The organism is Priestia sp. FSL W8-0524 (assembly GCF_038005965.1).
GTDB lineage: Bacteria > Bacillota > Bacilli > Bacillales > Bacillaceae_H > Priestia > Priestia zanthoxyli.
Genome location: NZ_JBBOUG010000001.1, coordinates 1055655 through 1071093 on the forward strand (window position 1 = coordinate 1055655; position 15439 = coordinate 1071093).

Consider the following 15439-nt stretch of genomic DNA (forward strand, 5'->3'; position numbering starts at 1 on the left):
TTTTAAAAATAACTTTTACCCAGCGGTTTAAACACAGGTGCTTGCCGTTTTCTTGGAGTCGAAACAGGGCTTTTAGCCGGCTGTACGAGATGACCCGTATATTTAGATAATAAGCGCTTCGCATAAGATAATGACATAGTCGTTTTGGGATTTCGATACTGATGGTTTAAATGGCCGAGGTGTGATAACTCTTTGAAGTCTTCTTTCTTTGGAGGCATATGGAAAAAGTAGTCTCCAACTGATACAAGTACATCTGATTTTTGCTGACTTTTACCAGGGTTTGGCGAAAAGTGAAGTCCTTCTTTTTTTGCTTTTCCTTCTAAAATTAGTTGATCTAATGCAATTTTCTTTAACGTATATAACTGCTTAGGATCAGGAGCAGCTTTTGCGTGACGATTTACAGTGAAAATAGCTTGTGCAATCTCAGATACAGACGGGGTCAAAGAGCCTTGTCCATTTGCTTGAGACATACGTTCACTCCCTTTCTATCATATCAGCTGTTCAACCTATAAGGTGAAAGCTGATACGTTCATTATAGCGTGTCTTGTCCCATTTGAAAATAATTACACGAAGAAGTATTTTGGTAATTAATGAAATTTCCTATGTATAGGGTTTGTTTTGTTACGCTTCCTTATACAAGTAAAGTGGAACAGCACGCCATACTTTCTATTTTTAAAAAATGCTGCTCGCACAGTTAAACAATCATTGATTAGTAAATCCCGAACTATTGAGCCATTCGTCGAGAGGGTCGAATATAAACACCAGTACCATTTGGCACAATTTGAGCTAGCTCATTTACTTGGGCATTATACATACGAATGCATCCTTTGGATACGGCTTTTCCAATAGAACTTGGATCATTTGTTCCGTGAATGCCATATGACTTTTTAGACAAGCTTAGCCACATTGTACCAAAAGGCCCCCCGGGGTTTGGTTCCCGGTTAACGATAACAAAGTCTCCAGTAGGCGTTGCGCTCAGCATTTTTCCTGCTGCAATGGGATAGACTTTTTGTATGATATTATTTCTTCGTAATTCAAGCTGTTTTTCAGCAATAAACACGTGGATCGTGTAAGGAATGAGCTCTTTATCGGGGAGGTTTGGAATGATGATTACTTGCCCAGGCTTCAGCGCATGATGGCTTACAAAAGGATTAGCCATCCACAGGTCTTCAACCGGAATCCGGTAGTCACCTGAAACGCTTTGCCAGGTTTCACCGCGCTTTACTATATATCTCATTAACTTCGCTCCTTTGATATATGACTATGCTGTAACAGTATACGATTGAAAAAAGTAAAAGTGACTTTTGTGAGTATAAAGTTATTTTGAAAAAGGTGTTGAAATTACATTGACTTATAAGCATGGACTGATTGATATAGGTTCAAATACAATACGCCTTGTTATTTATGAATACAAAAAAGGCAGAGGATTTAAGCAAATTGAAAACGTGAAAGTAGCTGCACGGCTTCGAAATTATTTAGATAAAGAAGGAGTGTTAACGGCTAAAGGAATATATACCTTGCTTGATACGCTTAAAACGTTTGGAGTTATTATCAAGCATCAGCAACTGCCGCACGTTACCTGTGTGGCCACAGCTACCATCCGTCAAGCGGCTAATGCAAAAGAAGTTCTAGCGCTTGTAAAAAAAGAAACGGGCTTTTCTATTCAACTATTGTCTGAATATGAAGAAGCGTATTACGGCTTTGTTGCCGTTATTCATTCCACTTCGATCGAAGAAGCCATTACAATTGACATTGGCGGGGGAAGTACGGAAGTTACGTATTTTCGCAATCGAGAGTTAGTGCAGTACCACAGCTTTCCGTTCGGTGCCTTATCTCTACGTCTGCAGTTCGTCAAAGGCAATATTCCCACTGCAGAAGAAAAAGTAAAAATCCGCGATTTCGTGATCCGGTATTTCCATACTGTCCCGTGGCTTTTAAATCGCCAAGTTCCGATTGTAGCAATTGGAGGAAGTGCAAGAAGTATGGTGCAACTGCATCAAGGTTTTATCCACTATCCTCTGGCGGGGTTGCATCAATATGAAATGAATTTAGCTGATATATTGCATGTGAAATCTGCTATAGGCTCATTGTCTTATCACAATCTTCAAAAGCTAGACCGTTTGTCAAACGATCGTGCGGATACAATTTTGCCAGCGATTGAAGTATTTCAATCAGTATATGAAACAGTGAACGCGACTCGCTTCATCCTAAGCCGCAAAGGCTTGAGAGAAGGGGTGTTATTTAAAGAAGCATCTGATGCTAATATCCAGCCAATGTACCCCGATGTCATACAGCAAAGTTTTCAAGAAATAATGGAAGAGTTTGAAGTAAGTAAAGATTACGTCAAACAGCTTACGCGCACAGCTAGTATGATGTTTCAGCATCTTAGGGAGCAGGGACCGGTTGAGTTAAAAGAGGATGACTTAGCGCTTCTTATAAAAGCTGCGCAAGTGTATGATATAGGAAAGTATATTGATGCAGAATCAAGCAGCCAGCATACGTTTTATGTGCTTGCTAATCGTACAATAGATGGAATTTCACATAGAGAACGTTTAAAGCTGGCACTTGTTTCTTCATATAAAGGGAAGTCTTCTTTTAGGCAATATGTTGCTCCTTTTAAAAAGTGGTTAACAAAAGACGAACAAAAAAAAGTTCAGCTGCTCGGTGCACTTTTAAAAATAGCCGATGGCTTACATGCAACAAAGCGAAATGTTGTTCAACATATTGATGTGAAAAGCGATGAAAACACAGTGACGATTAAACTATTATGTACAAAAACCTTTCTTCCTGAACAATATCAGGCTGAAAAACAGAAAAAGCATCTAGAAAAAGTAGTAAAAAAAAATATTGTTCTTGAATTTACTAAGCTTTAGAATAACGCTGGATCGGTTAGAATATTCAGTATAGCTAACTAGATTAAATTCATTATCCTGGAAGGTGAGGCTAATGTTAGAAAGTAATCGCACTTATAAGCAAACCATACAAGTGGCTGATTCAGCTTATTACAATAATCGTGAATTGAGCTGGCTGGCCTTTAACAAGCGGGTGCTGGAAGAAGCTGTAGATACGAAAAACCCTTTGCTTGAGCGATTTAAATTTCTAGGGATTTTCAGTTCGAATCTGGATGAGTTTTTTATGATTCGGGTAGCGGGGTTAAAAGATCAGGTGAAGGCTGGATTTAACAAACCCGAAAACAAAGCAGGCTTAACTCCTACACAGCAGCTATTCTCTATCTCCAAACAAAACCACGAGCTTGTCAAGCAGCGGTATGATACGTATATTCACACACTTCTTCCCGAATTACAGAAATACGGTGTGGAAATCATTTCGGTTGAAAAGCTGGAGAAATCAAATCTAGATAAGCTTGAACAGTATTTTGACGAGCAAATCTTTCCCGTATTAACTCCTATGGCTATTGATACATACCGGCCGTTTCCTATGTTGATGAATAAAAGCTTGAACTTAGCAGTTGTCCTTTCAGAAAAGTTAAATGATGAGCAGCAAATTGCCGAGATAAAAAGAAGACTAGCCATCGTTCAAGTACCTTCGATGCTAACGCGCTATATTGAAATAGCTACGTCAGATTCTACCCGTCTATTTGTATTGCTAGAGGATGTGATTGCCTATTTTATTAAAAAGTTGTTTAAGGGATACTGCGTTTCTTCCGTTTCCCAATTTCGAATTACCCGCAACGCAGATATGACTATTCACGAAGAAGACGCTCAAGATTTATTAAAAGAGATTGAAGAAGAGTTGCGGAAGCGAAAATGGGGAGCGGCTGTTCGGCTTGAGATTAAGAGTCCATACGATCAGGGTGTACTAGCGTATTTAAAGTCAGTCCTTGAAATTGACGATGAAGATGTGTATGAGATCAAAGAACAGTTGGATTTAACCAGTTTATTTTCGTTTTATAGATTACTTAAATCTACGCATGAAGAGCTCGCTGAAAAAGCCTTTATTCCTAAGGTTACAACACAGTTACACCCGGATCAAAATGTTTTCGATCAAATGATTCAAAGAGACATTTTGCTTCACCATCCTTATGAATCGTTTAAGCCGGTGCTTGACTTTGTTAACTGTGCAGCAGACGATGAAAATGTGCTTGCTATTAAGCAAACGTTATATAGGGTAAGCGGAGATTCTCCCGTTATTAAAGCATTAAAACGAGCGGCTGCAAAAGGTAAACAAGTGACGGTACTAGTTGAACTAAAAGCAAGGTTTGATGAAGAGAATAATGTGCAATGGGCTAAAGAGTTAGAGCGGGCAGGATGCCACGTGATATATGGAATGACGCATTTAAAAACGCATGGTAAAATTACGCTCGTGGTGAGAAGAGAAGGAGAGCATATTAAGCGATTTGTTCATCTTGGTACTGGGAATTACAACGATGCGACGGCAAAGATCTATACGGATATAAGTCTTTTTACTGTCAACCAAAACATCGGGATAGATGCGGCCAATTGTTTTAATTACTTAAGTGGCTATACGCAAAAACCAGTATATCATCATTTATCCGTTGCACCATTTGATATAAGAAACGATTTTTTGCATCTCATTGATCAGGAAATACAGTATCACAGACGGTATGGCAATGGAAGAATCATTGGGAAAATGAACTCATTGACGGATAAAATTTTAATTATGAAGCTATATGAAGCTTCTATAGCGGGTGTGACAATCGAACTCATTGTTAGAGGAGCGTGCTGCTTGCGCCCTCAAATTCAAGGCGTTAGCGAGAATATAAGAGTAAGAAGCATTGTGGGACGATTTTTAGAACATAGCCGAATTTATTATTTTCATCATAATAAACAGGAAAAGTTTTTCTTTTCATCTGCAGATATGATGACAAGAAATATGGTGAAACGAGTAGAAATTTTATTTCCTATCTTGGATACACATTTGAAAAAAAAAGTGTGGAAGTGGCTTGAAGTTATGCTTGCTGATAATGTAAAAGCACGAGAACAAGATCAAGAAGGGAATTATCATTACGTCATAAAAAAAGAACATGAGCTCTCTATTAATAGCCAAGAGATCTTTTGTCAATATGCTCTTTGCGACGATCAAGAATAACACAAAAAAAGCCGAGTGCTCGGCTTTTTAGTCATGTTATTATCTAGGAATGGGACCAACAGGACCGTATCCAGGTCCATAGTATGTGTTATAAACAGGGGCACCGCCTCCATAGCCGGCACCGGGGTAGCCTCCTCCAGGAAATCCACCGCCGTAAAACGGAACGGGATAAGGATAAGGTGGTGGACAGCACCCAGGTCTGCCTCCGAAACCGCCAACAGCTAGTCCGCCAAGCAGCCCACCAGCTAAGCCAGCAACAAAAGGAAATCCAAAAAAGCGCTCGTCACCATTTGGAATATTACGATATCCTGTATAGGGATATTGATAGTACATAATTTAACCTCCTTGTCAGTTGTCTTTGTAGTGTATGGCTGAACGGAAGTTTTTGAGCCTGGTTTATTTCTTTAAGACTAGAATTAGGCGGTCATGATCAGCTAAAAAAAGACAAAAAACATAAAAACGCCCTGTAAGGGCGTTTTTATGTTGATTGCAAGGTGAAAAGCGTAATTTCAGGCGTAGCTAAAAAACGAAAAGGAATGCGCGTGGTTCCTAAGCCTCTATTCACATAAAGCTTCATTTTAGAATCTCCAACTTCGTACATTCCTTCAGGGTAAACCGTCCCAAAGGGCGGTGTAATCAAAGGACCGTAAAAAGGAATTTGAATTTGGCCTCCATGACTGTGGCCGGAGAGCTGAAGATCCACTGGAAAAGGAGCTGCTTTGACAGCAACGTCAGGTTCATGAATCATAGCAATAGAAAAGATATCCGGCTGTAATTGTCCTAGCGTTCCCTCATATTGTGGATTCCCAAGCATAATATCATCGAGTCCACAAATATGAATGTAGCTTTTATCGGGCATGGAAACCGTGTCAACTTCATTTACTAGAAGTCTAAATCCTGCGTCTTCAATGGCTTGTTTGTAGATATTTGTTCCATACCCTCCATGATCATGGTTTCCATATATTGCGTATTTTCCAAGAGGAGCCTGAAGCCTCTGTAAAATCGGGGGAATTCTTTCTGGATGCGGGTATTCATTAGGTACATCCATTAAATCTCCAGTAAATAATATAATAGTAGGCTTCAAATTATTTATGGTTACCATAAGCTGTTCTAGTTGTAATAAATCATAAGAGAGTCCAAGGTGAATATCACTAAATTGTAAAATTTTTATTCCGTTAAAGCTTTTCGGAATGTTTTTAGAAGTAATTGTATGACGAACAATTTGCAGACGTCTAGGCTCAATATATTTGGCATATGTATACCCAAAAGACGTGGTGAGCAAAGACCCTAACGAAATAGACGCTAGTCCTTTCAAAAAAGATCGTCTTGTATACGTCTTTTTCATGCAAAATCAACCTATTCCTTATAGTTTTCAAGTTTTCATTATAGCATTGTTTTTTTTATCATCACAACGAGAAGTCTGCTTTTAAGTTAAATAGATAAAAATTTCACTTTATTCAGAAAAAATAGTAAAATAATAGTTGTAAAACACTTATGTTTTGGGGAGGAAGATAAATTGAAGAACAAGGTCGTAATTGTTACTGGCGGTTCAAGTGGAATGGGAAAACATATGGCGAAGCGATTTGCAGAACAAGGTGCTCATGTGGTAATCACAGGTAGGTCAGCCGATCGATTACAAGAGACAGAAAAGGAAATTAAAACGTTTGATGGACAGGTACTTTCCGTGGTGATGGATGTACGCAATCCAGAAGATGTGGAACGAATGGTTCAAGAAACAGACAAGGCATTTGGACAAATTGATTTTTTAGTTAATAATGCTGCAGGGAATTTTATATGTGCAGCTGAAGACTTATCCGTTAACGGATGGAACAGCGTCATTAATATTGTATTAAATGGTACATTTTATTGCAGTTCCGCAGTAGGGAAATATTGGATCGATAAAGGTGCAAAAGGAGCCATTACAAACATTGTGGCTACATATGCGTGGAACGCAGGAGCAGGTGTTATTCATTCAGCTTGTGCCAAGTCAGGAGTTTTAACCATGACGCGCACGCTCGCAGTAGAGTGGGGAAAGAAATACGGTATACGGGTGAATGCGATTGCGCCGGGGCCGATCGAGCGAACAGGAGGAGCCGATAAGTTATTTGAGTCAGAAAAAATGAAAGCGCGTACATTGAATTCTGTACCATTAGGACGCCTTGGAACTCCTGAGGAAATAGCAGGATTAGCTAGTTTCTTATTCTCCGATGAAGCATCTTATATCAATGGGGAATGCATCACAATGGACGGGGGACAGTGGCTAAATCAGCATCCTTTTTAAGGTTGGATACGCACTAAAAAGTACAAAGCAAACCTAGAAGGACTAGCAAAATTATGCTATTCGTATTATACTAACGTAAAGTGAACAAGGAGAGGGGAGAGTTGAGTGGACCCGTTAGATGTATTAACAAACATAGAGAAAACTCTTCCGTATTATCAAGCAATTTTTAGTGCAGATGGACATAGAGTAATTGGCTATGAAGTGTTGGCGAGGTTTCAAAATGAAGGGGAAATTGAAAGTCTCGGCCCATTCTTTCATGATGATGCGATTCCGGATGAATATCGCATAGAAGTTGATTATGCTGTTTTAACACAAGCGCTCGAGCATATGTTGACCCAGGAAGAACAATTTTTAATTTTTATTAATCAGAACCCTAATTTATTAATGAACGATCATGGAGAATCCTTGCTAGAATTATTGCAACTTTTCGAAAATAAAGGATTATCGCTTGATCGAATTGTTCTCGAAATTACAGAACACAATTTTAGTGGAGATTTGGAATCGCTTCAACACTTACTAAAGTATTATCAAACATATGGTATTAAGATTGCAATTGATAATATAGGAAAAGAAAGTAGTAATCTAGACAGAATTGGGTTGCTGTCACCAGATATCTTAAAAGTAGATTTACATATTCTAAGACAAACGGACATGGCGCAGTCGTATCAAGACGTATTGTATTCTTTATCTCTTTTAGCAAGAAAAATGGGTGCTACGCTTCTATATGAAGATATAGAAGCCTCCTATCAGCTGCAGTATGCATGGAGAAACGGAGGCAGATATTTTCAAGGTTATTATTTACATAAGCCGGCTGCTGAACTTGTCGATCCGAACATCTTAAAGGATAAACTAAAGGAACGTTTCGAAATGTATATCGCTCATGAAAAGAAAAAGCTGCTTGCTGTTTACCAGCTGACGGAACGCTTTCAAGATAAAATGCAGCAGGTAATGACAAAGTGCAGAAAGCTAGAAACGTATGACGATATGCTGCCTGTTATTGCAGAAGAACTATCCAACGTGTGTTTTCGCCTTTACATCTGCGATGAAAATGGATTTCAAAAGTCTTCTAACTATGTAAAGAAAAACGAGGATTGGATTCTTGAGCCTGAATATGTAAAGAAAAATTGGAGCTGGCGCCCATATTTTCTTGAGAATATTATTCGAATGAGCTATGAAAAAAAAGGCATATTATCAGATTTGTATAATGATATTGAAACAGGTGAGAATATCCGGACTTTTTCGTATCCGATTGATAATATGCACTATATATTCCTTGATATTTCATATTCTTTTTTATATGAAAGAGACGTTTTGTAGAGAATATATAAGTTGAAGTTAAACCGGCAATCAGCAAAAGTGGTTGCCGGTTTTTTATGTTTTTTTAGAGGGGAACGACAGTCGGTTATAGAGATATGCATAGGCAGGGGAAATTTCGGAATTCTAATAAAAAAGAAGCGAAGGAGCTGAGTTAAGTTGAAGAAAATATGCTTACTTGTCTTTTTGATGATGATCTTGTACTCAGGAAAATCTGTTCATGCAGAAGTGTCAGGAGAGATTAGGCATGAAATCTTTATAAATTTGCAGGACGCTTATCAGGCTCAGCTAAGAGCTGCGTCTGCCCATGCTAATCAAGATGCTGCTCGTGAGCTGAAATTATTTTTAGATGATGAGTATGCATCCGTATTTTTTAATGAGGCTCTCTTACAAAAAGCTCAAGGATATGTCGGAGAGGGACCTGAATATTTAACACACTACATCCCTTTCTTTTCTTTCGATGAACAGACGAAGGTAGCTCTTCATTCCGACCAAAACAAAGCTTATGTCTATCAATTTTTTCCGGCTGTGCATAATGAACGAGTAAAATACCAAGATCATTATGAAATGATCACTTTAGTAAAAAAACAGGGGAAATGGAAGGTGCAAAAGCTTATATATAGTAAGAAACACTCAAAATAGCCGAGAAAAGCTTATTTTGAGTGTTTCTGTTACCCAATGTTCAGAAGCTTCTCAAGCGCTTGAAGGTCAAACCCTCTGATAATTTCCTGATCAACACGAATAGTCGGAGTGGAATAAGACTCTAACTCAGTAGTCATTCGTTTTCGAGCAGAAGCATCTTTAGATACGTCAAATTCTTTATAGGAAACGTGGTGATGCTGTAAAAACTGTTTAACAATTTCGCAAGGTGGGCAAGCTGGTTGTGTGTACAGCTCTATAGATCTCAATGAAAGCACCTCCCTATATCAAAATGAATGGTGTTAAAGTAGAATGAAGTTTTGGATGATACATAGTATATCGCTATGTTATTATAATAAAAAACGACATATATCGCTATAATAAGGCATTTTCTTATGAAAAATCACGTAAAGTACTTGTGTTTTTTTAGTATGTGGCATATAGTGAAATGGTGTCTTTTAAGTATTAGTTTAGATAAAGTACTTATTTGAATTGATATTGTAGAAAAGTCGAATGCGTAATGATGTAATAGGTGAAAGGAGAGATTATATGTCACAATTACAAGGTATTTTAACTCGTCTTGTGAATCTCCGTGAGCAAGCAAGTGGAAGTGAAGCGCCACAACGCTTCTTCGAAGTAGAGGGAAAAAGAATTTGCAGCGTGAAATATCATGCAAAAACTGAAACATACGAACTTGAAGTATATCAAGATGGTGAAAAGCCAGCTGTTTATCAATTTGATAACGTTGATATGATTGCAATTGAAATTTTTGAACTTATTCATTAAGGGATAAAGCAAAACGAATGCCGCAAAGGATTTTATACTTTGCGGCATTTTTTTGTTACTGCGTATGGAGTTTTTGCGGTGGCTTCTGTCCTATTTTCCCGAGAAATACCGACAAAGTGATAGCGGATTTTCTGATAAATGGAAGGAAAGGGTCGAATGCTGTAAAAAAAGCAAAATAAAAAATTCAGATAATTATGAACTTTCGTTGACACTTGTTTTAAAAAAATCTAGACTTAACATATAAGGGAGAACATCGAGTGTGTCTGCTTCTATTCCCTCTTAAAGGTTCGCATTTACGTAAGCAAGCTATTTTCATTTTGTAGCTTGTTCTTTTTCTCTTTACACACGTGGAAGTTATGAGAAATGGAAGGAGAATGTATAAATGATTGATATTGATCACAATCAGTTAAATCAAATTGAACTTCGAGATTTGCTTGTCACTTCTGATAAAGTTGCTCATGTTCAAGTGGGAAATAATTTAGAACATGCTTTGCTTGTGTTAACAAAGACTGGCTATACGTCCATTCCCGTATTAAATCCAAGGTTTCAGCTGCAGGGGTTCGTGAGCATGACTCTTATTTTAGATTCGATTTTAGGGTTAAAGCGCATTGAATTTGAACGATTAGAAACCATGAAAGTAGAAGAAGTTATGAATCAAAATGTTCCTCGTGTCTCCATGAAAAAATCCGTATTAAAAGTCATAAATGCCATGATTAACCATCCTTTTTTGTGCGTAGAGAATGAAGATGGTATTTTTGAAGGGATTTTAACGCGAAGAAATTTGTTAAAGTCATTAAGAAGGCAGTCCATCATTCTCCCGAAAGAGTCATTTCAATAATTTTTTTAAGAAATCGTGTTTCAGCCTATCTTTCTCCGTTTTTTTCTTATATGATAAAGGTAAAATGAAAGTAAAAAGAGGCTTGAAAGGAATAACTGAATGCAATTAATAGAATGTCGAATGCTCGTTGTATTAGCTCAAGAATTAAATATGAGAAAAGCTGCAGAGAGATTATTTGTATCGCAACCAGCTTTATCACAGAGGCTGCAAACCATTGAAAAAGCATGGGATACACAAATCTTCATTCGTTCGCAAAAAGGACTGTCATTAACGCCTGCTGGAGAAAAGATTGTTCAATTTGCAAAAGAAGTAGTAGAAAAAGAAGATCGGGTTCGCGAGGACTTGCATCATTTAGATAATGAAGTATATGGTACACTCAAATTAGCGGTGGCTTCGATTATTGGACAGCACTGGCTGCCGGCGGTGTTAAAACGCTATATGGATCGTTACCCACATGCTAAAATCTCTCTTGTAACCGGCTGGAGCAGTGAAATGCTTCGCTATCTGTACGAAGATGAGGTACATATTGGAATCATACGCGGAAATCCGGATTGGAAAGGCGTCAAAGAACATTTGTTTACAGATCCTCTTTACCTAGTTGATTCAGAAATTGAAAGGGCAGCGGAAGTAGTAAATACTCATCGACCATTTATTCAATTTAAAAGTGACTCAACGTATTATCAAGAAATTTTAGAATGGTGGCATCGAGAGTTTCATACTACACCGAAGCGTACGATTGTAGTGGATCAGATTGAGACGTGTAAACAAATGGCTTTAAATGGTCTTGGTTTCGCTATTTTACCATCGATTGCTATCAAAGAAGCTGGAAGCCATATTCATCGGACGCCGCTTCTAAAAGCAAATGGAGAGCCAATTACACGAGACACTTCTTTAGTTGGATATGAATCAGCGTTTAAACTGAAGCAAGTTCGAGCATTTGTTGATATTGTACGTGAATACGTAAGAGAAACGGTCTAAAGCGAGCTCAGGTGCTCGCTTTTTTTATTTGCAATCGTTATCTTTTTATTAAAACGATAATGATGCTTGTCATTGTGAAAGCATTTTGTTACATTAAATGAGACATTGCTTACTTAGGAGGAATACATAATGAAAATGATGGATGCTAATGAGATTATCTCATTTATTCAAAACAGTACAAAATCAACACCGGTAAAAGTTTACGTAAAAGGTGAAGTAGAAGGAATTGACTTTGGTTCATCTTCTAAAACATTTGTAACGGGCAACACAGGTGTAGTATTTGGTGAATGGAAAGACATCAAAGCTGCTATTGAAGCAAACGAAGGAAAAATTGAAGACTACGTAATTGAAAACGATCGCCGCAACTCTGCGATTCCTTTATTAGATATGAAAGGAATTAAAGCCCGTATTGAGCCAGGCGCTATTATTCGCGATCAAGTTGAAATCGGCGACAACGCTGTTATTATGATGGGTGCATCGATTAACATCGGTTCTGTAATCGGTGAAGGAACAATGATCGACATGAACGTAGTACTTGGTGGTCGTGCAACAGTAGGTAAAAATTGTCATATCGGCGCAGGTTCTGTATTAGCTGGTGTTATTGAGCCACCTTCTGCAAAACCAGTTGTAGTAGAAGATGATGTAGTAATCGGTGCTAATGCTGTTGTTCTTGAAGGGGTAACAGTAGGTAAAGGTGCCGTAGTTGCTGCAGGTGCAATTGTGGTCGAAGATGTAGCTCCTTATACAGTAGTAGCAGGTACGCCAGCACGCGTTATTAAAGAAATTGACGAAAAAACAAAGTCTAAAACAGAAATCAAGCAAGAATTGCGTCAATTAAACGAAGAATAAGAAAAACGATCAGTTTGCGCTTTTTCTTTGCTGAATTAATAGGTTTTAGCGATTGGGATACTGAATCCTTAAACGTATCATATGGACAAGTTGGAAGCGTGGGCAACCACGCTTTCTTCTTTATTTCGTGAGGAGGACATACACATGGCTGAAAATGAATTTGTGAAAATAAGAAGAGAGCTACATAAAATTCCTGAATTAGGGTTTCAAGAGGTGAAAACACAGCGTTTTTTGCTTGATTATATTAACACTCTTCCGCAAGAGCGCTTAGAAGTAAAGACGTGGAAAACGGGACTCTTTGTTAAAGTACATGGTACAAACCCAACTAAAACAATAGGCTACCGAGCAGATATTGACGGTCTTCCTATCACGGAAGAAACGAATTATTCTTTTCAATCACAGCATGAAGGACTCATGCATGCCTGCGGACATGATATGCATATGGCCATTGGGCTAGGCGTACTGACTTACTTTGCTCAGCATGAAATCAAAGATAACGTACTGTTCATCTTTCAGCCTGCAGAAGAAGGTCCAGGAGGAGCACAGCCAATGCTCCAAAGCGATATCATGAAAGAATGGCTTCCAGATTTCATCTTTGCCCTTCACGTAGCTCCTGAATATCCGGTTGGGTCGATTGCGCTGAAGGAAGGGTTACTATTTGCTAACACGTCTGAGCTATTTATTGATTTAAAAGGAAAAGGCGGGCATGCTGCTTATCCACATACAACAAATGATATGGTAGTCGCTGCATGTCAGCTCGTTTCACAGCTTCAAACGATTGTTGCTCGCAACGTTGATCCGCTAGACAGCGCTGTAATTACAGTAGGAAAAATTCAAGGGGGGACGGTTCAAAATATTATTGCGGAGCGAGCTCGCATAGAAGGAACCATTCGCACGCTATCTCCTGAATCAATGACGCGTGTTAAAGAACGAATTGAAGCGATTGTTAAAGGAGTAGAAGTAGGGTATCAGTGTGAAACAGCCATTGATTATGGATGTATGTATCATCAAGTATATAATCACCATGAAGTCACGCGAGAGTTTATGGAATTTGCCAAAGCGCAAACCGACGTGGATGTCATTGAGTGCAAAGAAGCAATGACAGGAGAAGATTTTGGCTATATGCTAAAAGATATTCCTGGATTTATGTTTTGGCTTGGCGTTCAGTCTGAATATGGGCTTCATCATGCAAAGCTGCAGCCTCATGAAGGCGCAATAGATACGGCGATTTCACTTATTACAAAATATTTTGAACATAAAGGCAATCAATAAATCGTATAATCATTTTTCCTTATGGCTAAATTAATACCATGAGGAGGTGGGCAACGATGGCACGAATTGGTGTAGAATACGGTTTAACAGATGTACAGGCTGCACTTCAGCAGCTCGGACATGAAGTGGTACAATTACGCAACGAAAGTGATGCACAAGGGTGCGATTGCTGTGTTGTAACAGGACAGGATTCAAACGTAATGGGGATTTCTGATGCAGTAACGCAAGGCTCAGTTATTACAGCTAGCGGATTAACGGCAGAAGAAATTTGTCAGCAAGTAGGCAACAAGGTACAAGGATAAAAGAAAGCCGAAGGAATAAATCCTTCGGCTATTTTTATGCATGCTGAGGCTGCTTGGCATCCTCAGGCTGCTTTTTATCAATATTTACTTGATGAGGGAACGGAATATCAATACCGTTTGCGTCAAATGCTTCTTTAAACTCTTTGCGAAGCTGACGTTCAACCCCCCACTGCTCACCGTTTTTAGCTTTGCCAACTACACGAAGCACAACGTCCGATGCGCCTAGACCTTGAACTCCTATCACGCTTGGTCCTTCTACAATGTTTTCATTTGTTGCAGCAACGCGCTCACATACTTTTTCTAGTACGGAAATTGCTTTGTCAATATCATCATCATACGAAATGCCAATATCAATCAACGCGCGCATATTGCCTCGGGAATGATTGCTTAAGCTTGTAATTTCACGGTTAGGCACATAGTGTAAAGTTCCATCAAATCCGCGAATTTGAGTAGTACGCAGACCTACTGATTCGACAATTCCTGAAAAACTTCCGGTTGTTACATAGTCGTCAACATCCAGCTGTTTTTCAAGAAGTAAAAAGAAACCTGTTACAACGTCGCTAACTAGTCCTTGAGCACCGAACCCGATTGCTAGACCCACAACTCCGGCACCGGCTAATAGAGCTGTCGCATGGATATTTACTGCTTCAAGCAGCATGACGACAAAAATAAAAATAAGTACATATGAAAACACATTAACGGTTAAACTTTTGAGTGTGAGCATGCGTCCGCGCGTAGTATTTTCGCGCTCGCTCATTTTTTCAAAGGAACGCTCAATAACTTTTTTACCAATTGCTCGTACAAGTAAAAATACAATGGTAATGGCAATAAGTTTTAACACAATAACTCCAGCATTGGTAAGAAGCTGTTCCCAGTTGATGTCTTGCATCTTAAACATTCGTTGTTCATCCTTCCTATGTTCTGTTTCAATATTAATAAGTGGGAATGTATTCTGTGGAAAAGATTTTGTAAGAGTATGAGCACATTTGTTTATTCCCGATATTAGACATGCTAAACTGAGAAGGTAAATAAATGCAACCCTTTTATAGCATTTTTTTGCTGAAGTCAGGGTTTAATTTGCCCTAAAGGCGGGCATAACAACTATGTTAC

The 15439-nt window shown here is 38.6% G+C and carries 17 protein-coding genes; 11 read left to right on the forward strand and 6 right to left on the reverse strand.

Annotated features, from left to right (window positions below; translation table 11 throughout):
- Nucleotides 1–2 precede the first annotated feature (2 nt).
- Entirely contained in the window at nucleotides 3–470 is a 468-nt protein-coding gene (locus NST66_RS05205; RefSeq protein ID WP_013056025.1) for a YkyB family protein, read from the reverse strand.
- Nucleotides 471–724: 254 nt separating this feature from the next.
- Nucleotides 725–1237: a L,D-transpeptidase family protein gene (locus NST66_RS05210; protein WP_028414122.1), complete on the reverse strand. Its 513-nt coding sequence runs from the start codon at nucleotides 1235–1237 to the stop codon at nucleotides 725–727.
- Between the two features lie 109 nt (nucleotides 1238–1346).
- Here NST66_RS05210 and NST66_RS05215 point away from each other — a divergent pair, with 109 nt between their 5' ends.
- Nucleotides 1347–2873 (forward strand): Ppx/GppA family phosphatase, encoded by a 1527-nt coding sequence (locus tag NST66_RS05215; RefSeq protein WP_154991547.1) that lies wholly within the window; start codon nucleotides 1347–1349, stop codon nucleotides 2871–2873.
- A 73-nt stretch (nucleotides 2874–2946) separates the two neighbouring features.
- Nucleotides 2947–5070 (forward strand): RNA degradosome polyphosphate kinase, encoded by a 2124-nt coding sequence (locus NST66_RS05220; protein ID WP_340843182.1) that lies wholly within the window; start codon nucleotides 2947–2949, stop codon nucleotides 5068–5070.
- A gap of 39 nt (nucleotides 5071–5109) precedes the next feature.
- Here NST66_RS05220 and NST66_RS05225 read toward each other — a convergent pair whose 3' ends face one another.
- Nucleotides 5110–5403, reverse strand: a complete 294-nt coding sequence (locus tag NST66_RS05225; RefSeq protein ID WP_013082274.1) for a hypothetical protein — start codon at nucleotides 5401–5403, stop codon at nucleotides 5110–5112.
- Nucleotides 5404–5548: 145 nt separating this feature from the next.
- Nucleotides 5549–6415, reverse strand: coding sequence for a metallophosphoesterase (locus tag NST66_RS05230; protein ID WP_013082275.1), 867 nt, complete (start codon nucleotides 6413–6415; stop codon nucleotides 5549–5551).
- Between the two features lie 171 nt (nucleotides 6416–6586).
- On the opposite strand from NST66_RS05230, the gene fadH reads away from it, so the two are divergent.
- The 3 genes from fadH to NST66_RS05245 all read left to right on the forward strand — a co-directional run bounded on the left by fadH (nucleotide 6587) and on the right by NST66_RS05245 (nucleotide 9307).
- Nucleotides 6587–7351: a 2,4-dienoyl-CoA reductase gene (fadH, locus tag NST66_RS05235; RefSeq protein ID WP_340843183.1), complete on the forward strand. Its 765-nt coding sequence runs from the start codon at nucleotides 6587–6589 to the stop codon at nucleotides 7349–7351.
- 105 nt (nucleotides 7352–7456) lie between these two features.
- Nucleotides 7457–8668: an EAL domain-containing protein gene (locus NST66_RS05240; RefSeq protein ID WP_013056032.1), complete on the forward strand. Its 1212-nt coding sequence runs from the start codon at nucleotides 7457–7459 to the stop codon at nucleotides 8666–8668.
- Nucleotides 8669–8824: 156 nt separating this feature from the next.
- Nucleotides 8825–9307: a DUF3993 domain-containing protein gene (locus tag NST66_RS05245; RefSeq protein WP_033578404.1), complete on the forward strand. Its 483-nt coding sequence runs from the start codon at nucleotides 8825–8827 to the stop codon at nucleotides 9305–9307.
- 29 nt (nucleotides 9308–9336) lie between these two features.
- On the opposite strand, the gene NST66_RS05250 is transcribed toward NST66_RS05245, so the two are convergent.
- The gene (locus NST66_RS05250; protein ID WP_013056034.1) at nucleotides 9337–9573 is read right to left on the reverse strand and encodes a glutaredoxin domain-containing protein; all 237 of its coding nucleotides are present in this window, start codon (nucleotides 9571–9573) and stop codon (nucleotides 9337–9339) included.
- A 280-nt stretch (nucleotides 9574–9853) separates the two neighbouring features.
- On the opposite strand from NST66_RS05250, the gene NST66_RS05255 reads away from it, so the two are divergent.
- The 6 genes from NST66_RS05255 (at nucleotide 9854) to NST66_RS05280 (ending at nucleotide 14329) form a co-directional block, all read left to right on the forward strand.
- A complete protein-coding gene (locus NST66_RS05255) occupies nucleotides 9854–10090 on the forward strand; it encodes a YkuJ family protein (RefSeq protein ID WP_013056035.1) in 237 nt (78 codons plus the stop codon).
- Nucleotides 10091–10472: 382 nt separating this feature from the next.
- A complete protein-coding gene (gene cbpB / locus NST66_RS05260) occupies nucleotides 10473–10928 on the forward strand; it encodes a cyclic-di-AMP-binding protein CbpB (protein ID WP_013056036.1) in 456 nt (151 codons plus the stop codon).
- A 99-nt stretch (nucleotides 10929–11027) separates the two neighbouring features.
- Complete coding sequence (locus NST66_RS05265) at nucleotides 11028–11906, forward strand: LysR family transcriptional regulator (protein WP_013056037.1); 879 nt, start codon at nucleotides 11028–11030, stop codon at nucleotides 11904–11906.
- Nucleotides 11907–12035: 129 nt separating this feature from the next.
- Complete coding sequence (gene dapD / locus NST66_RS05270; RefSeq protein WP_098112880.1) at nucleotides 12036–12755, forward strand: 2,3,4,5-tetrahydropyridine-2,6-dicarboxylate N-acetyltransferase; 720 nt, start codon at nucleotides 12036–12038, stop codon at nucleotides 12753–12755.
- Between the two features lie 144 nt (nucleotides 12756–12899).
- Nucleotides 12900–14027 carry an N-acetyldiaminopimelate deacetylase gene (locus NST66_RS05275; RefSeq protein WP_014461009.1) on the forward strand — a complete coding sequence of 376 codons (1128 nt, stop codon included), beginning with the start codon at nucleotides 12900–12902 and terminating at the stop codon, nucleotides 14025–14027.
- A 56-nt stretch (nucleotides 14028–14083) separates the two neighbouring features.
- Nucleotides 14084–14329, forward strand: coding sequence for a YkuS family protein (locus tag NST66_RS05280; protein WP_013056040.1), 246 nt, complete (start codon nucleotides 14084–14086; stop codon nucleotides 14327–14329).
- A 34-nt stretch (nucleotides 14330–14363) separates the two neighbouring features.
- Here the strand turns inward: NST66_RS05280 and NST66_RS05285 are convergent, their stop codons facing one another.
- Nucleotides 14364–15227 carry a mechanosensitive ion channel family protein gene (locus tag NST66_RS05285; RefSeq protein WP_014461007.1) on the reverse strand — a complete coding sequence of 288 codons (864 nt, stop codon included), beginning with the start codon at nucleotides 15225–15227 and terminating at the stop codon, nucleotides 14364–14366.
- Nucleotides 15228–15439: the final 212 nt, after the last annotated feature.